17 protein-coding genes, 1 tRNA gene and 1 pseudogene are annotated in these 16,853 nt (G+C 64.1%); 13 read left to right on the top strand and 6 right to left on the bottom strand.

Translation table 11 applies throughout. The features are described 5' to 3' along the window. The first annotated feature begins 115 nt into the window (after window positions 1–115). Window positions 116–406, top strand: a complete 291-nt coding sequence (locus H3Z74_RS11795) for a hypothetical protein (RefSeq protein WP_187764057.1) — start codon at window positions 116–118, stop codon at window positions 404–406. Between the two features lie 41 nt (window positions 407–447). Here H3Z74_RS11795 and H3Z74_RS11790 read toward each other — a convergent pair whose 3' ends face one another. Beyond that, window positions 448–1,008 carry a GNAT family N-acetyltransferase gene (locus H3Z74_RS11790; protein WP_187764056.1) on the bottom strand — a complete coding sequence of 187 codons (561 nt, stop codon included), beginning with the start codon at window positions 1,006–1,008 and terminating at the stop codon, window positions 448–450. Window positions 1,009–1,106: 98 nt separating this feature from the next. Here H3Z74_RS11790 and dxs point away from each other — a divergent pair, with 98 nt between their 5' ends. Then, window positions 1,107–3,032, top strand: a complete 1,926-nt coding sequence (dxs, locus tag H3Z74_RS11785; protein WP_187764055.1) for a 1-deoxy-D-xylulose-5-phosphate synthase — start codon at window positions 1,107–1,109, stop codon at window positions 3,030–3,032. A 136-nt stretch (window positions 3,033–3,168) separates the two neighbouring features. Here the strand turns inward: dxs and H3Z74_RS11780 are convergent, their stop codons facing one another. Both H3Z74_RS11780 and H3Z74_RS11775 read right to left on the bottom strand, forming a co-directional pair. Then, window positions 3,169–3,840, bottom strand: a complete 672-nt coding sequence (locus H3Z74_RS11780; protein ID WP_187764054.1) for an RBBP9/YdeN family alpha/beta hydrolase — start codon at window positions 3,838–3,840, stop codon at window positions 3,169–3,171. A gap of 213 nt (window positions 3,841–4,053) precedes the next feature. Then, entirely contained in the window at window positions 4,054–4,488 is a 435-nt protein-coding gene (locus H3Z74_RS11775; protein ID WP_187764053.1) for a PaaI family thioesterase, read from the bottom strand. A 135-nt stretch (window positions 4,489–4,623) separates the two neighbouring features. Between H3Z74_RS11775 and H3Z74_RS11770 the strand changes: the two genes are divergently transcribed. Continuing rightward, window positions 4,624–4,911: a winged helix-turn-helix transcriptional regulator gene (locus H3Z74_RS11770; protein ID WP_229727036.1), complete on the top strand. Its 288-nt coding sequence runs from the start codon at window positions 4,624–4,626 to the stop codon at window positions 4,909–4,911. Between the two features lie 45 nt (window positions 4,912–4,956). Here the strand turns inward: H3Z74_RS11770 and H3Z74_RS11765 are convergent, their stop codons facing one another. Further along, window positions 4,957–5,433 (bottom strand): hypothetical protein, encoded by a 477-nt coding sequence (locus H3Z74_RS11765; protein WP_187764051.1) that lies wholly within the window; start codon window positions 5,431–5,433, stop codon window positions 4,957–4,959. Between the two features lie 188 nt (window positions 5,434–5,621). Between H3Z74_RS11765 and H3Z74_RS11760 the strand changes: the two genes are divergently transcribed. The 6 genes and pseudogenes from H3Z74_RS11760 (at window position 5,622) to H3Z74_RS11735 (ending at window position 10,911) form a co-directional block, all read left to right on the top strand. Next, on the top strand, window positions 5,622–6,356 hold the full coding sequence (locus tag H3Z74_RS11760; protein WP_187764050.1) for a TlyA family RNA methyltransferase: 735 nt from the start codon (window positions 5,622–5,624) through the stop codon (window positions 6,354–6,356). Window positions 6,357–6,512: 156 nt separating this feature from the next. Then, complete coding sequence (locus H3Z74_RS11755) at window positions 6,513–7,067, top strand: TspO/MBR family protein (protein WP_187764049.1); 555 nt, start codon at window positions 6,513–6,515, stop codon at window positions 7,065–7,067. Between the two features lie 26 nt (window positions 7,068–7,093). Next, on the top strand, window positions 7,094–7,372 hold the full coding sequence (locus H3Z74_RS11750; protein ID WP_187764048.1) for an accessory factor UbiK family protein: 279 nt from the start codon (window positions 7,094–7,096) through the stop codon (window positions 7,370–7,372). A gap of 109 nt (window positions 7,373–7,481) precedes the next feature. Further along, on the top strand, window positions 7,482–7,982 hold the full coding sequence (locus H3Z74_RS11745) for a type III secretion system chaperone family protein (protein WP_187764047.1): 501 nt from the start codon (window positions 7,482–7,484) through the stop codon (window positions 7,980–7,982). Window positions 7,983–8,017: 35 nt separating this feature from the next. After that, a pseudogene (locus H3Z74_RS11740) lies at window positions 8,018–8,776 on the top strand (pyrroline-5-carboxylate reductase family protein); the annotation flags it as partial. A gap of 335 nt (window positions 8,777–9,111) precedes the next feature. After that, window positions 9,112–10,911: a di-heme-cytochrome C peroxidase gene (locus H3Z74_RS11735; protein ID WP_229727035.1), complete on the top strand. Its 1,800-nt coding sequence runs from the start codon at window positions 9,112–9,114 to the stop codon at window positions 10,909–10,911. A gap of 55 nt (window positions 10,912–10,966) precedes the next feature. Here the strand turns inward: H3Z74_RS11735 and H3Z74_RS11730 are convergent, their stop codons facing one another. Continuing rightward, on the bottom strand, window positions 10,967–11,455 hold the full coding sequence (locus H3Z74_RS11730; RefSeq protein WP_187764045.1) for a MarR family transcriptional regulator: 489 nt from the start codon (window positions 11,453–11,455) through the stop codon (window positions 10,967–10,969). A 91-nt stretch (window positions 11,456–11,546) separates the two neighbouring features. Here H3Z74_RS11730 and H3Z74_RS11725 point away from each other — a divergent pair, with 91 nt between their 5' ends. Together H3Z74_RS11725 and H3Z74_RS11720 are read left to right on the top strand one after the other, a co-directional pair. After that, a complete protein-coding gene (locus H3Z74_RS11725) occupies window positions 11,547–12,644 on the top strand; it encodes a branched-chain amino acid aminotransferase (protein ID WP_187764044.1) in 1,098 nt (365 codons plus the stop codon). A gap of 68 nt (window positions 12,645–12,712) precedes the next feature. After that, a tRNA-Gln gene (locus tag H3Z74_RS11720) sits at window positions 12,713–12,787 on the top strand. A 545-nt stretch (window positions 12,788–13,332) separates the two neighbouring features. Here the strand turns inward: H3Z74_RS11720 and H3Z74_RS11715 are convergent. After that, window positions 13,333–13,890 carry a DUF1697 domain-containing protein gene (locus H3Z74_RS11715; RefSeq protein ID WP_187764043.1) on the bottom strand — a complete coding sequence of 186 codons (558 nt, stop codon included), beginning with the start codon at window positions 13,888–13,890 and terminating at the stop codon, window positions 13,333–13,335. 119 nt (window positions 13,891–14,009) lie between these two features. Between H3Z74_RS11715 and H3Z74_RS11710 the strand changes: the two genes are divergently transcribed. Together H3Z74_RS11710 and H3Z74_RS11705 are read left to right on the top strand one after the other, a co-directional pair. Further along, complete coding sequence (locus H3Z74_RS11710) at window positions 14,010–16,103, top strand: tetratricopeptide repeat protein (RefSeq protein WP_187764042.1); 2,094 nt, start codon at window positions 14,010–14,012, stop codon at window positions 16,101–16,103. Between the two features lie 3 nt (window positions 16,104–16,106). Beyond that, a complete protein-coding gene (locus H3Z74_RS11705) occupies window positions 16,107–16,826 on the top strand; it encodes a DUF3142 domain-containing protein (RefSeq protein WP_187764041.1) in 720 nt (239 codons plus the stop codon). The last annotated feature ends 27 nt before the right edge of the window (window positions 16,827–16,853 follow it).

Below are 16,853 nucleotides of genomic sequence, written 5' to 3'. Positions count from 1 at the left end.
GTTGCGACCTTCCGGATATTCGCCTTAAACATCGTTGGACAGAGTCATATTCTGGATCCTTGCGGAAGTTCAGGCGCCCTGCCAAGATGGCTTGTATCGTCTATCGGAACGAAACATGGCCGACATTTCTGTCATTTTTGCTCTTACGCTTGCAGCAATTTCCGTATCTCTGCTCGTGATCAAGCGGGCTAGCCTGCAAACGGCTAGATATTTTGCCTACAGTGCAATGACGATTTTCGGAATGCATGCGATCGGCGTGCAAATTGTCGCGCCGATTTCATCGGCAACCGTTGAAAAATGCGAAATCGCCGGCGGTATCTGGCTTATTGCTGGCGTCGCAATAGTCATGGTTCGTGGCCTGCGCCGCGCCTTGGCAGGCGGTCAGCTGGAAGCGATCAGTCGCTAACATCTTGCCTGCGACATCGCTCGCAACGTCGCATTACCATCTCAGAGGCTCTTCCCCATCCGGACGCCGGGTACCGGCGGCCCCTCCGCAGACATCTTCACCACTCGCTCGATCGGTCGATATCCGCACGCGAGGTAAAGCGGTTCGCCCGACAGCGTCGCCATCATTTCAGCGCGCCTGAAACCGGCCGCGCGGGCGGCCGCTTCGGATAAAGACAGGATCAGCCGGCCGACGCCGCGCCGCACGAAATCCGGATCGGTGTACATTGCGCGAATCCGTGCCGGCTCGGTTGCCGGATCGAGTAGCCGGTCGTCGCGCAATTCGGTGCTGTGGTTGCCGCCATAGAGAGTCGCGCGGTGGCTCCAGCCGCCGCAGCCGGCGAGGCGGTCGCCTTGCTCGATCAGGAAATAGGTGCCGTCGGCGATCAATTGCGTGTCCAGGCCCATGCTCAGCCGGCTCGCGGCGACCTCTTCGGGCGACAGGAAGGGGCTTTGCAGCGAGTCGATCGCCCGGTCCATCAATGCGGCGATGGCGGGAATGTCGTCCGCAGTGGCGAGACGATGTGCGAAGCCGGGAAAGAAATCGGGAGGGGGGCTGGTCATCGCCCTTTGTCGTAGGGGGTATGCAGGTCGCGTCAAGAAGCTGTGCAGGTTGATCCGCGGCAATCGACACGAGTTGCCCGCTCGTCTAAGCTCGCGCGATGTCTGACGTTCCAGAAACGCCGTTGCTCGATACGGTTCATAGCCCTGCGGATCTTCGCAAGCTCCCGGTGGCTCAGCTTCGGCAACTCGCCGACGAGTTGCGCGCGGAGACCATTTCAGCGGTGGGCACCACCGGCGGACATCTCGGCTCCGGGCTCGGCGTGGTCGAACTGACCGTCGCGATCCATTATGTGTTCGACACGCCCGGCGACCGGCTGGTGTGGGACGTCGGCCATCAATGCTATCCGCACAAGATCCTGACCGGCCGGCGCGACCGGATTCGCACCTTGCGCATGGGCGGTGGCCTGTCGGGCTTCACCAAGCGCAGCGAGAGCGAATACGACCCGTTCGGCGCGGCGCACAGCTCGACCTCGATCTCCGCGTCGATCGGCTTTGCCGTGGCCAATCAGCTGTCGGGCAAGCCCGGCAAGGGGATCGCGGTGATCGGCGATGGCGCGATGTCGGCGGGCATGGCCTATGAGGCGATGAACAACGCGGCCCGCGCCGGCAACCGGCTGATCGTCATCCTCAACGACAATGACATGTCGATCGCGCCACCGGTCGGCGGGCTGTCGGCCTATCTGGCGCGAATGGTGTCGTCGAGCGAGTATCTCGGCCTGCGCAGCCTGGCCAAGAAGCTCACCCGCAAACTGTCACGCCGCGTCCATCAGGCAGCGGAAAAGGCTGAGGAATTCGCGCGCGGCATGGCGACCGGCGGGACCTTGTTCGAGGAACTCGGCTTCTATTATGTCGGGCCGATCGACGGCCATAATCTCGACCATCTCATCCCGGTGCTGGAAAATGTCCGCGACGCGGCGGAAGGGCCGATCCTGGTCCATGTCGTGACCAAGAAAGGCAAGGGCTATGCCCCGGCCGAGGCGTCGGCGGACAAATATCACGGCGTGCAGAAATTCGATGTGATCACCGGCACCCAGGACAAGGCACCACCCGGACCACCAGCCTATCAGAATGTCTTCGGCGATGCGCTGGTCGCGGCAGCCGCAAAGGATGACCGGATTTGCGCGATCACCGCGGCGATGCCGTCGGGGACGGGACTCGACAAGTTCGCCAAGGCCTATCCGGAGCGCTTCTTCGATGTCGGGATCGCCGAACAACACGCGGTGACCTTCGCGGCCGGCCTTGCGGCGCAGGGCATGCGGCCATTCTGCGCGATTTACTCGACCTTCCTGCAGCGCGCCTATGACCAGGTCGTGCATGACGTGGCGATCCAGAACCTGCCGGTGCGCTTTGCGATCGATCGTGCCGGACTGGTCGGCGCCGATGGCGCAACCCATGCCGGCAGCTTCGACGTGACCTATCTCGCGACCCTGCCGAATTTCGTGGTGATGGCGGCGGCGGACGAGGCCGAGCTGGTCCATATGACCTATACTTGCGCAATGCATGACAGCGGCCCGATCGCGGTGCGCTATCCGCGTGGCAACGGTACCGGCGTGGCGCTGCCCGCGGTTCCGGAGCGGCTCGAGATCGGCAAGGGCCGCATCCTGCGCGAGGGCAAGAAGGTCGCGATCCTGTCGCTCGGCACGCGCCTTGCGGAGGCGCTCAAGGCGGCCGACGCACTCGATGCGAAGGGGCTGAGCACGACGGTCGCCGATCTGCGCTTCGCCAAGCCGCTCGACGAAGCGCTGATCCGCAAGCTGCTTACCACCCATGAGGTGGCGGTGACGATCGAGGAGGGGGCCGTTGGTGGTCTCGGTGCGCATGTGCTGACGCTGGCGAGCGACACCGGGCTGGTCGATGCGGGTCTCAAGATCCGCACCATGCGCTTGCCCGACATGTTCCAGGATCAGGACAAGCCCGACAAGCAATATGCCGAGGCTGGCCTCGATGCCGATGCGATCGTCGAGACGGTGCTGAAGGCGTTACGGCATAATTCCAGCGCGGTCGTGGAGGGCGCGCGGGCTTAGCGGCCCCGGCGTTTCCACCGAAACGCATTCACCCGTTCGCCCTGAGCTTGTCGAAGGGCCGTTCTTCTTCTCTTCGTTGGAAGAGCGAGTGCGGTGCTTCGACAAGCTCAGCACGAACGGGAAGTGTTTTACCCCGTCACCGGCCGAGATAATGTTCCTGCGCGGCTTCGGTCGCGTTGATTGCCAGGATCGAGCGTGCATCGCCCGGCGCGCGCGGCTTGCCCTTCCTGTCGCTGCCGGCGGCGATAACCCGTTCGAGCAATTCCTGCCCTTCGTTCCACCAGCCGATGCCGCTCGCCGCATTGAGATGGCCCTGTTCGCCGGCGTCGACGAAATGGCTGCCCCAGGACACGGCCAGGCTGTGCGCGCGGTCGAGCTCGATCCATGGATCGTCGCGGCTCGCGACGACGATCGAGGGAAAGGGCAGGGGGGTGGTCGGGGTCGGGCCGAATGCCTTCAGTTCAGGCTGAGCCTTGGCCCGGTCGGCATCGGCCGGTGCGACCAGCAATGCACCGGCGACCGGCCAGCCATAAGGTTGCCGAGTCAGTTCCGCCCACCACGCGACCGCAAGACAGCCCATGCTGTGCGCGGCAAGGATCACCGGCGCCTGGGCCTGGCGGATCGCCTGGTCGAGCTTGGTCACCCAGGCATTACGGTGCGGGGTGTTCCACATGCCCAGCTCGACCCGGACCGTGTCGGGGCGCGAGCTTTCCCACAGGGTCTGCCAGTGGGACGGCCCCGAACCGCCCAGCCCCGGGACGGTCAATATGGTCGGTTGCGCAGGGTCGAACGGCGAAAAACTGCCCATCTTCTGTCTCCCGAATAACTGGCGAAAAACTGGTCGAGAAGACGTGGCCAAGCTTTGCTCTAGGGGACGCCGCGCGGCCACGCCTCCCATGTCGAAAGGTATTCCTACTGAAATGATAGGCAATAGGCATTGCGACGAAATGAGGACCGGCAGCGCCCATCGGAAAAACGCCCGTCGCCTGGACGCGATCCGGGTGGATTTCGTCGTGCCAGGTCAGCTCAATGGGATGATCGTAGCCTGGGCGACGGCAGCCAGTACCGGCGGCGTGCCGTCCGATTCGGACCAGACATCGGCGCGCACGATCACCTGCCGCTTGCCCGCCTTGACCACTTTTCCCGTGGCGCGAAGGCGATTGCCGGTGGCGGGCGAGAGAAAATTGATACTGTATGATCCGGTTACCACATCGCCGGCGACCGAGCTTGCCGCCCAGGCGCAGGCATTGTCCGCCATGAGCCCGACGATCGCGCCATGCGCGAAACCATGATGCTGAGTCATGTCGGGCCGCACGTCCAATGTCAGCTCGGCTTCACCCTGCCAGCAGGTGACCGGTTCGACACCGAGAAAATTGGTGAAGCCCGACGCCGCGACCGCGACTCGCTTCATATAGGCGACGGCTTCGTCATTGTCGGCGAATGCGTGCGAGGGCATGGGTCACTCCATTAAGTCTGTAAAGCAGACTATATCCCTGCTATGCCGACCGGCGCAACCTTCGTAGACATCCGCGATATGAAATCCTTCACCCCGTCCCGTTCCCCATGCCCGATCGGGCGCGCGTCACGGATCGTGGGGGACCGTTGGGCGCTGCTGATTTTGCGCGAGGCGTTTCTGGGCGCGGAGCGGTTCGAACAATTTCTCGATCGGCTCGACATCTCGCGTGCGGCGCTGACCTCGCGGCTCGGCATTCTGGTCGCGGCCGGCGTGTTCGAGCGCGTACCGCCGGAGGGAAAGCGCGCAGCCTATCGCCTGACCGACGCAGGACGAGACCTTCGGCCGACCATCGAGGCCTTGCGGGCCTGGGGTGACGCCTGGCTGTTTGCGGAAGAGGCTCGGGCCAGCAAAGGCACTGGCTGATCCTGGCCGGGCAGGCACAGGATCAGCCAGCAACAGGGCATGTTTTCAGCGCTTGCAGCCTCGTGCGCTTTGCAGACCGCGCAGGAACCCGCGCCGGGCAATGCCGGCGCTGACCGCCGCCTGCAGACGGCGTTCGGCAGGGCCTGCACCGCTGACTTCGCGCACCAGGCCGCGGAACGGGATGAGCGAATTCACCACTGCCGCGCCGCCGGCCTTGGCGATGTTCTGCTTCTTGGCCGATTGCGGACCGGTATAGTCAGGGCCGAGCACATCGGTGAGATCGTCGATCGAGGCTGCGATCTGCCGGCAGGTGCCGGCGCCGCCCATGCCATAGGGTGCGTTGCTCACCTCGACCAGCAAGGGCGGAATCTTGGTTTTCTCGATGCCGACATCGCGCACCGGCTGCGAGGCGACTTCCTTCACGTCGCTTGCCGTCGAACTTTTGTCCTGCGGATCCTTGTCCTGCGCCTGAACAGCGGTCAGGGGGCGGCCAGCAACGCCAGCGTTGCGACAAAGGACCATGGTGTCGTGATGCGGGTTCGGGATGTAGCAGCCATGGTCATACCTTATTGTTGCTGGCCGATGCGGCGAGCGTAACGATAACCGTTGCGCACCTGTCCGGTTCCGCCCCGCTTCCGCTATTGTACCGATCACGCCGTGCGTCGTCATGGCCGAGCCGCTAAAGAACGGCACGAATCGAGAAGACAGGCATGCCCAAGACTCGTGTTGACCAATTGCTCGTGGATCGCGGCCTGGTCGAAAGCCGCACCCGCGCCCAGGCGCTGATCATGGCAGGGCTGGTATTCGCCGGCGAGCGCAAGATCGACAAGCCGGGCCAGGCGATTGCCGACGACGTCCTGCTCGACGTGCGCGGGCGCGATCACCCCTGGGTATCGCGCGGCGGCATCAAGCTGGCGCACGGGCTCGACCATTTCGGCTGGGATGTCACCGGCGTGGTGGCGATCGATGTCGGGTCGTCGACCGGCGGCTTTACCGATGTGCTGCTCCAGCGCGGCGCGAAACGTGTCTACGCGGTCGATAGCGGCACCAACCAGCTTGCCTGGAAATTGCGCCAGGACGACCGGGTCATCGTTCACGAACAAACCAGTGCACGCATTCTGACTTCCGCGCATATTCCGGAGGCCGTCGACCTGATCGTCTGCGACGCCAGCTTCATCGGGCTGGCCAAGGTGCTCGATGTGCCGCTCGGCTTTGCGGTACCCGGCGCGCGACTGATGGCGTTGATCAAGCCGCAGTTCGAGGCCGGTCGCGAGGAAGTGGGCAAGGGCGGAGTGGTGCGCGACGCCGCGATCCATCGCCGCGTCTGCGACGAAGTGGCGGCCTGGTTCGGGTCGCGCGGCTGGAGTGTCGCGGGGGTCGTCGAAAGTCCCATCACGGGCCCCGAAGGCAATGTCGAATTCCTGATCGCGGCTGTTCTTCAATAAGCCAAAGTCGAAAACGTCCTGATTTCGTTCGCATCTGCGGAATTTAAAGCTCCGCTTCCGCTTGCGTTCTTCTATATTGCGAACAAGGTGTCGCGGGACCGACAGGGGCGCTTATCACGGCGTTCCGGCCCGCGGCAGGACGGAAGGGCGACTGAGTTGAGGGAAATCGCATCGAAACAGCAGCTTCGGCTGGCGTTCCTGCGCTGGGCGATGGTCACCGTGCCATTCATCCTGTTGCTCGGCTTCGCCTCGGCGCGGCTGGTGCCGACCGGCTCGGCGAATCGCTGGTACGCGGCGCTGACCAAGCCCGACCTGACGCCGCCCGACTGGGCGTTTCCGGTGGCCTGGACCATCATCTATATCTTCATGGGCCTGGCGCTGGCGATGATCATCCATGCGCGCGGATCGAAGCTGCGCGGCCCCGCCATCCTGCTGTTCGCACTGCAACTGGTGGTGAACTTGATCTGGAGTCCGTTATTCTTCGGCGCGCATCAGGTGTTCTGGTCACTGATCGTGATTGCGATCATGTTCGTGCTCGCGCTCGCGACGACGCTTCTGTTCGGGCGGATTCGTGCCGCGGCGGCCTGGCTGTTGGTGCCCTATCTGGCCTGGCTGGTGGTCGCAGGGCTCTTGACCTTACAGATCGATCAGTTGAACCCGAATGCCGAAACACTTGTGCCATCGTCGAGCAGCACCCAAATCAGCCTTTGACGATTTTATTCAGGAATAAAATACCCATGCAGTCCGACAACAAGCTCTTCGACGATTTCGTGAAGTTCGTGAACGGCGCCGCCGGCACGCTCGCCGGGGTCGGCCGCGAAGCCGAGGCCGGCGCCCGTTCGCGCGCGAAGGAATGGATCGGCGGGCTCGATTTCGTGTCGCGCGACGAGTTCGAAGCGGTCAAGGCGATGGCCGCCGCGGCGCGCGACGACGCCGATGCGTTGCGCGCACGGCTCGATGCGCTCGAAGGCAAGGGTACCGAAAAGCCGGCGAGAAAGCCGAAAGCCGGAGCCTGATCATCTTTTCCACAGTTTTTTCGAAAGCCTTGCCGGTCTGCGGCTTGCATGAGATCATCCACCCCGGCACCGCTGTGTATATGAGTGATGCCGCCAGGGGGCACGAGTGATGCTCGACGAAGCCGATTACGAACGCGACGATGCCGCGCCGATCGATATGCTCGAAAGCTATTTTTCGGCGCATGGCTGGGAGCATGAGCGCCTCGAGGATGAGGTGATCGCCAAGGTCAAGGGCAGCTGGACGCAGTACGAGCTTCGCGCGCTGTGGCGCGACGAGGACAGCGTACTGCAATTCCTCGCTTTCCCAGACATTCGCGTAACCGATGAGCGCCGCGCCGCGATCTACGAGGCGATCGGGCTGATCAACGAACAGCTCTGGGTCGGTCATTTCGAGCTCTGGTCGTCGAGCGGCATCCTGCTCTATCGCCACGCCGCGATGATCGAGGGCGATGGCGGCACCTTGTCGCTCGGCGCCGCTGAACTGCTGGTCGAATCCGCGATCGACGAGTGCGAGCGCTTCTATCCGGTGTTCCAGTTCGTCCTGTGGGGCGGCAAGAGCCCGAAGGAAGCGATGGCCGCGGCAATGACCGAGACGCAGGGCGAGGCGTGAGTTCGCCGCGATTATGGCTGGTCGGCTGCGGCAATATGGGCGGCGCGATGCTGCGCCAGTGGGTCGCGAGCGGGGTGGTGGCGCCCGACCGGATCGACATCGTCAACCGTGGTGACCGCGACTTCCCGGGCGGCGTGCGCCAGGCGCGCGACCTGCCGGACGGCGACTTGCCCGATATGGTGATGCTGGCGATGAAGCCGCAGCAGATCGACGATATCGCGGCGCGTTATGGCGAGCGGCTGGCTGGCGTGCCGGTGCTGATCTCGATCCTGGCCGGCGTCGAAGAAGCCGCGCTGGCGAAGCGCTTCCGTACCGGCGCGATCGTCCGCGCAATGCCCAATCTGCCGGTCGGTATCGGCAAGGGCGTGGTCGGCCTCTATTCGGAAAGCGCCGATGCGGCGGCGCGCGACCAGGTCGCCGCGCTGATGACACCGCTCGGGCTGGTCGAATGGATCGATGACGACGCGCTGTTCAACGTGCTCACGGCGGTTGCCGGCAGCGGCCCGGCCTTTCTCTACCGCTTCATCGATGCACTGGCCGCGGCGGGTGCCACGCTCGGTTTGCCGGCCGACCAGGCCGAACGGCTGGCGGTCGCCACGGTGCAGGGCTCTGCGCTGCTCGCGGCCGCGGCCGACGTGTCGCCGGCCATATTGGCCGATCGCGTGGCCAGCCCCGGAGGCTCGACGCGCGAGGGGCTGAATATTCTCGATCGCGAGGATGCGCTGAAGACGCTGTTGGTCGAAACGATCCGCGCTTCGGTCCGGCGCAATGCCGAAATGGCGGCCGCCGCGCGCCAGAGCGCCGTAGGCCTGGGTAGAATCACCCTTTTCCCGTTCGTGCTGAGCTTGTCGCACCGTCCTTCTTCTCCTCGCACCGGAACGAGAAGGACGGCTCTTCGACAGGCTCAGGGCGAACGGCAGGGCGGTAGCTCAAGCCGAAACCGCACCAAACGCCTTAGTTGGTGCCGGAATGGAGCCAATAGCGATTGCCTTGAAGGGGCCGCTATGGTCCCACTCTACCCTTAGGGAAACGGATCATCTTATCGATCCTGTGCTGCAACCGGCGCGTCGCTGTCGATCGCCGGGTTGAGCCCCTGTGTACCGCGTGGCCATGGTTCAGGAGATCGGTGATGCGCAGCACTCGCTCGTTCGGAAAGCTCACTTTGGCGGCATCGGTCGCCACCAGCCTGGTCCTGTCCGGTACCGTCCTGGCGAGTGGAGCGGTGGGGCAGGATACACCTGTTGCGGCGGCGACGCCCGCGGTCATCTTCCTCGATCAGGGCGGCGCCTGGACCGATGCCACACGGAGCGATTTCTACAGCCGGGACCAGGGGTCGCAGATGATCCCCTATGCCTGGCTCGCGGCGCTGAAGACGACCGATGGCCAGCCCTTTCTCGGCGATCAGCTGGCGCGCTACGGTTATCTGCCCAATCCTGGCGCCGACTTGCCGGTCGGCTTCACCAAGGCCGGCCCGGCGGGCCAGGAAATGGCCGGCATGACCTGTGCTGCCTGTCACACGCGCCAGATCAGCGTGGGCACGCAGCAATATCGCGTCGATGGCGGTCCGGCGCTGGTCGATTTCCAGGCATTGCTGTCCGACATGCTCGACGCGGTCGACCGGGTGCGGGCAACCAATGCGACCTTCGCCGCCTTTGCCGCGGAGATTTTGGGGGCGAACGCACCGAAGAAGAAGGTGACGCAGCTCCGCCAGGATGTGGATTTGTGGTTCTTGCGCGAAAATGCGCTGCGCACCGGCGCCTATCCCACGCCCTTATGGGGCGTCGGGCGGCTCGACGCGGTCAGCATGATCTTCGACCGGCTCGCGGGCCTCGATCTCGGCAAGCCGCCCAGCTATCTGATTCCGGGCAATATCAAGCTCGCCGATGCGCCGGTCCGCTATCCCTTTTTGTGGAACGCGCCGAAGCAGGATTACACGCAATGGCCTGGCTTTGCCGCCAATGGCAGCGACATTTACGGCCTGGCGCGCAACACCGGCGAAGTGGTCGGCGTGTTCGGCAAGTTCCGGCCGCGCAAATCCTTCTTCCACCTGTTCGGCGTGGACTTCCTCAACAAGGGTACGCCCAACGCGACCTCGGTCCAGTTCGACGGGCTGCTCAAGCTGGAAGATCTGGTCAAGCAGATCGGCGCGCCGAAATGGCCCTTTGCCATTGATCAGGCGCTGGCCGCGCGCGGGCAGGCGATCTTCAACCTGCCCGACAGCCAGGGCGGCTGCGTCTCCTGTCACGGCGTCACGCCGGGCGTGAAACGAATCCCGGGGCAAAGCACCTGGGCGACGCCGCTGCTCGATGTCGGCACCGATACGCGGCAATATGACATCCTGGCGCGGGAGTCGGATCCCGGCGTGCTGAAGGGCGCGCATATCCCGTTCCTGACCAAGCCGATCCCCAACCCGGCCACGACCTTCAGCCTGCTCGGCGTGGCGGTCGGCGGCGCGATCCTGCAGAGCGGGTCATGGGTGCCGGCGATCTGGCGCGACCGGGGTGCCAAGGCCAGTCTGGCTCTGAGCCCGGAGGTGCAGGCACCGACGCCGTCGAACGATGTGAAGCAGGCGCTCGACGATTCGTTCAACGAGGCGGCGGCGGCGCCCGCCGATGGCAAGCATCGCTATGAGTCACGCGTGCTGTTCGGTATCTGGGCGACCGCGCCGTATCTCCACAATGGATCGGTCGCGACGCTGGCCGACCTGCTCAAGCCGGCCAGCCAACGCGCCGCATCGTTCAAGGTCGGTGCCGCCTATGACATCCAGGCGGTGGGGCTGGCCGCGGTACAGCCGGGGCTCAACAGCGACCGGGTGACGACGGGCTGCGATAATCTCAATTCGGGGAACAGCCGCTGCGGGCACGAATTCGGCACGACATTGTCCGACGCCGACCGGCGGGCCCTGCTGGAATATCTCAAGATGCTCTGACCGGGTGCTCGTGCACCCGGATCAACTGTGTGCAAGTCGACAGAAACCCTGTGCCTCAGTCGCGCAGGCCCTCGACGCGGGTCCGTTCCTCGGCCGGGATCAGCCCCTCGAGTACTGCCCAGAAGCCGCCCACCGCCGCCTGTCCCGCACTTGCATAAGCGGCCGACAGGCGTTCGCGCAGCGCCTCGAACAACTCATTTTCCAGTGCGGCACCGTCCGCCGTCAACCGCAACAGCCGCTGCCGCCGGTCGCGTTCGCCGGGGCGTACATCGATCAGCTTTCGGTCGGTCAACTCATTGAGAACACGGCCCAAAGACTGTTTTGTGATAGCGAGCAGGCCAAGCAACTGGCTGACCGTCATGTCGGGCTGACGCGCTACGAAATAGAGCGCGCGGTGATGCGCGCGGCCCAGCCCCTGCGCCGCCAGACCGCGGTCGATTGACCGGGTCAGATGGCTATTGCCGAAATACAGGAGTTCCACGCCGCGCCGGATTTCGGGTTCGCGGAGGAACAGGGGTGAAGCAGAGGAGGTTGGGGCAGCCATGTTGACCCGTTTTGCCATCCGTCTTACGCGTTCGCAACCTGTTTGCCGCCCCGATCCGGGTGCGGCAGCCCCGAACCCGTAGAGGAAAGTCATGACCGCGAATACCGGCCTGTCGTTCGAAATCGAAGCCAATGCGTCGCCCGTTGCGGCCAATGAGCGCGCTGAGCGTTTGATCGATCCCGGGTTCGGCCGAGTCTTTACCGACCATATGGCGGTGGTGCGCTATACCGAGGGGCAGGGGTGGCACAGCGCAAAGATCCAGGCGCGTGCGCCGCTGCAAATGGACCCGGCTTCGTCGGTGCTTCATTATGCGCAGGAGATTTTCGAGGGCATGAAGGCCTATCGCCTCGCCGATGGCGGTACCGCGCTGTTCCGGCCCGAGGCGAACGCCCGGCGCTTCCAGGACTCGGCACGCCGCATGGCGATGCCCGAACTGCCCGAGGAGATCTTCCTCGAGTCGGTCCGTCGGCTGGTCGAGATCGATCGCGACTGGATCCCGGAAAGCGATGGCGGGTCGCTCTATCTTCGCCCTTTCATGATCGCGAGCGAAGTGTTCCTCGGCGTGAAGCCGAGCTCCGAATATCTCTATATGGTCATCGCCTCGTCGGTCGGCGCCTATTTCAAGGGCGGCGCACCGAGCGTCTCGCTCTGGGTATCGCAGGATTATACGCGCGCGGCGCCAGGCGGCACCGGCGCGGCGAAATGCGGCGGCAATTACGCCTCCAGCCTGCTCGCCCAGTCCGAGGCGATCCGTCATGGCTGCGACCAGGTCGTGTTTCTCGACGCGGTCGAGCGCCGCTGGATCGAGGAACTGGGCGGCATGAACATCTTCTTCGTGTTCGACGACGGATCGATGCTCACCCCGCCGCTGACCGGCACGATCCTGCCTGGCATCACGCGCGATTCGATCCTGAAGCTGGCACGCGAGCAGGGCATCACGGTGCGCGAGGAGCCCTATTCGCTCGACCAGTGGCGCGCCGATGCCGCGAGCGGCCGGCTGACCGAATCCTTTGCCTGCGGCACCGCCGCGGTGGTGACGCCGATCGGCAAGGTCTCGACGCCGGAGGGCAGCTTCACGATCGGTGGCGGCGGCGCGGGCCAACTCACCACGCAGATGCGCAGCCGTCTGGTGGAAATCCAGCGCGGCCAGGCACCCGATCCGCATGGCTGGGTCACGCGTCTCGACTGAACTGCGGCCGGCCGGCGCTTTGCCTCTTTTCATGAGGCATTCTCGGCCTTAAGGCCGCGCATTCTCGTTGGGGCGTCGCCAAGCGGTAAGGCAGCGGCTTTTGATGCCGCCATTCGCAGGTTCGAATCCTGCCGCCCCAGCCAGTTTCCTTTGCAAGCGGCCACTCGCCAAGCCGGTGATGCGCGGGGGCAGAGCTCCACACCGTGTCGGCGGCATCGATTCTCTCGACCTGCACCAGCGCGCCCGGCCGCTTATCCGAGGAGAGGCGGCGATCCCGCGGCTTTCGCGGCTTGCCGACCAGACCCAGGACACCGGGCTGCAGCTGAAGGCGGCCCTGTCCATGGTGCCGCCGCTTACCCCTGTTCCTCAAAATAAAAAAACATCGCGCGATAACAGGGGTCGTGTTGGATTCTGGATGATATTTCTTCGTTCCTGTTCAATGGCTTGAGGCCTCCCACCCCTGTTATTGAGATAACAGGGGTGGGACGGTTGATAACAGGGGTGGGCGGGCCGCCCGTTCAGCCCGGAACAGGGGCATATCCTGCAGTCGTTTTCATGATGAGAAAGAGCGTAAGCGAGCAATCGGAGATCGGTCAGTGCGACGCTGCTATCAACGCCATCCAAAGTGAATCGACGCTTGGGACCGTCCACGCGGCAAGTGCCCTGATCCTTGTGGCCATCGGCTCAATCAGCCGCGCTTCGCCATCTCGTCGAGTGCCGTGCTGATCCTGGTTGCCGTACTCCAGTTGCGATTGGTGCCGACCGCGCCAAGCGATTTCAGGCCGAAGCCGGCGATCATTTTCGAGCCCGCCATCTCGCCGGCGCCGAACCAGCAATAGAAATCACCGCTGGCGATGCGCTCGATACGCTCGGCGCCCTGGGCGCGCCGGCGCAGTTGTTCCAGGCCCTGATTGGGCAGCGGATCGCGCATCGCCCAGAGGATCAGGTGCGCCGGCTTTTCGTGCGCCTCATGCTCGAACGGATTGGCGGCGAGCATCGCGCGCCATTCCTCCGCTGTCTTGACGACGATCTCGGTGGCGCGGCCATATTCTTCGGCACAGGCCGCTTCGAGCTCTTGCTCCAGACGGCTCACGCTTTTGCGCGACCGGAACACGAGATTGCCGGTGGCGATCACCGTGCGGGCATCGGCCCCGCCGACTGCCTCGGCGATGCGCAGCAACGCCTCGCGCGTCAGCCGGCGGTCGCCGATCACCATGCTGCGGAACAGGGCGATCTTGATCGGCATCCGATCGCTCAGGCGCCGGCAGGGTTGCAAGATTGCAGGGCGTACATGGTGAAAGCCGTATGGCTCGACCTTTAGGTCGATGTCGATACAAGAGATCATCGGCTGTGAAGAGTTTTGTCATGTCCCGGATTTACCTGTCGCTTATCCTGTTGCTCGCTGCGCTCGGCTGGTCCGCGCCGGCAATGGCAAGCGGTGATTTCGGATGCTCGACCTCCTGGAAGCTGAAACATCGCGACATGACCGGTTGCGACAATATGGCGATCCTGTCGCCCGGCAACGATACGCGGGTGAATCTGGTGCTCCTGATCGGTCGAGGCGCTCCGAAACAAGGTCTGACCCCGCCGGACTCTGCAGCGAAACCGGGTGCCTTGTTCGATTGGGCGATGTTTGCGGGTTATAATTATTCCGGCCCGGAAACGACCGCCTATCTCAATTATGCCAATGGCGAGGGATCGCGCTGCCTGAGCAACCATTTGGGCGCCGATGATTTCGTGGCGGCGGTCGAGGCGGAGCGCAAGGTCCCGCAACGTGATCGCGACGAACTGGTCCGGGCCCGACGCGCCTTGCAACCGAGCTGCGCGGGCGCGGCCGGAGCGGCGCCGATCGCTCAGAGCATCCAGTCGCCGCGCGGAAAGCTGTTCGAGCGCTATCTGAGCGGCGCGGCAGCCTTTTATGCGGGGGACTATGACGCCGCCGCCACGGTGTTCCGCAGCCTGGCTGGCGCGGACCAGTCATGGATCGCGGAAACGGCGCGCTATATGCTGGCGCGCGTCGAAGTGAACCGTGCCCAGGTCGATGCCTTTGATGAATATGGTTCGCCGAAAGAGGGGTTTTCGGCTCAGGCCGGAATCATCGACGCGGCCGAGGCCAATCTGCGCGACTATCTCCGCGCCTATCCGCAGGGGCGCTACAGCAACTCGGCGCGAGGCTTGTTGCGGCGGGTCTATTGGCTTGGGCGGCGAACCGACAAGCTGGTGGCGGAATATGTCGCACTGTTTCGGCTCGCGCCGGAAAAGCGCGGTATCGATACCGCGGACCTTGCGCAGGAAGTGGACAACAAGCTCCTGCCGCTGCTCACCACAGCCAATACGACCGATCCGATCCTGCTCGCCGTGATCGATCTCGCGCGGATGCGCGGACCTGACAGCGATAAGCCAACGGACTGTTGCGGCACGCCGCTCACCCTTGATGAGCTGCAAGCGCAGCGCGCGCATTTTTCGGGCAATCCGGCACTGTTCGACTATCTGCTCGCCGCCCATGCGTTGTTCGTCGACAACCGTCCTGCCGACGTCCTGCGGCTTATTCCGGATGCGGCGCGGCAGCGCGTGTTCGACTATTTCCAGTTCAGCCGGCAGATGCTGCGTGGCGTGGCGTTGGAGCAAAGCCGGGATCGGAACGCGCGTGGTTTCTGGGTCGAGATGCTTCCCGGTGCGACATTGCCGTTCGAACGCCCCGCGCTCGAACTCGCGCTGGCGCTGCACGACGAACGTTCCGCTGGCCTCGAGCGTATCTTCGCCAAGGAATCGCCGGTTCGAGCACCGGATATCCGTGAGATATTGCTCAAGAATGTCGCGGGTCCGCAATTGCTCCGACGCCAGGCCAGTGACGGCAGCATTTCGCGCCACGAACGCGGCGTGGCGCTTGCCACCTTGTTGTACAAGGAGATGGGGCATGGATTGTATCAGGACTTTCTCGACGACCTGAAATCCGTGCCGGCCAATGCGCCGGTCGAGGGCAGCCTTTATGATTTTGCCGCGACGAATGACCCGCCATTGGGAGTCTTTTTGAAGCCCGGCAACATGGGGGATTATGGCTGCGCAACTTTCCGCCAGACCATGATGACGCTGGCGAAGGCGCCGCGCGATGTGACGGCGCGCCTGTGCCTGGCCGAATTCATGCGGGCGAACAATTTCGATCAGTCCGAGTTCGACCGCCAGCCACCCGCTGACCAGCTTGGCGGCACGCAATCGCTGTTCCCGGGCCAGCCCTATTCGCGGCTGGAAGTCTATAAATCGATTATCGCCGACCCGCAGGCGCCCGCGCGCGGCAAAGCCTATGCGCTGTATCGCGCGATCAATTGCTACGCGCCGAACGGCCGCAACGAGTGCGGCGGAACCGACGTGCCGCGCGCGCAGCGCAAGGCCTGGTTCTCCCGATTGAAGAACGACTATCCGACGTCGCAATGGGCTCAGGATTTACGATATTATTGGTGATCGATGATCCGCGGAGCGATCGCCCTGATCCTGCTCGCGGTCGCGAGTGTGTCGCAAGCACCGGTTCCCGCTGGGACGGTCGATGCGCGCCATTATGATGCGTTCTGGCTCTGGGCCGGGGTGAAGCCGCAACCGGTCCTGAAGCAGGCGAAGCGGATCTATCTGCTGCAAGGGCAGGTCGAGGCTGGTAACCCGGTTCGGCTGGTGCAGCAGCGCCCGGCCGTGCCGCATATCAAGGGCCGGGACATATGGATGGTGGTGCGGGTCGAAACGCTGGCCTGGTCGCCGCAGATCCATCAGCAGGTGAGGGCGCAGCTTGCCCGGTGGCGTGCCGCCGGCAATCACGTGGTCGGGATCCAGATCGATTTCGACGCCCGTACGCGCCATCTCGACCATTATGCCGTGTTCCTTGCCGACCTGCGCCGCCGCCTGCCGGCCGATTGCCGGCTGGGCATCACCGGATTGCTCGACTGGAGCGCCAATGGCGATCCCAGGGGGCTCGACGCACTGGCCGGCACGGTCGATGAGATCGTGCTGCAAATCTATCAGGGCCGTCGGGTCATTCCCGGCTATGCGAGCTATCTCTCCCGGCTTGATCGCATGAAGACGCCGTTCCGGATCGGTTTGCTGCAGGGCGGCGAGTGGCATCCGCCCGCCGCGCTGGATTCAAATCCGAACTTCAGGGGCTATGTCGTCTTCCTGCAAAACGGCGCGGCCGAATGAGCCGCGCCGGTCGCCCGAGCGTCGACG

The organism is Sphingomonas alpina (assembly GCF_014490665.1).
In the GTDB taxonomy this organism is placed as follows: Bacteria; Pseudomonadota; Alphaproteobacteria; order Sphingomonadales; family Sphingomonadaceae; genus Sphingomonas; species Sphingomonas alpina.
The sequence above is the reverse complement of the archived record's forward strand: the minus strand, read 5'-3'. Positions and strand labels throughout refer to the sequence as shown.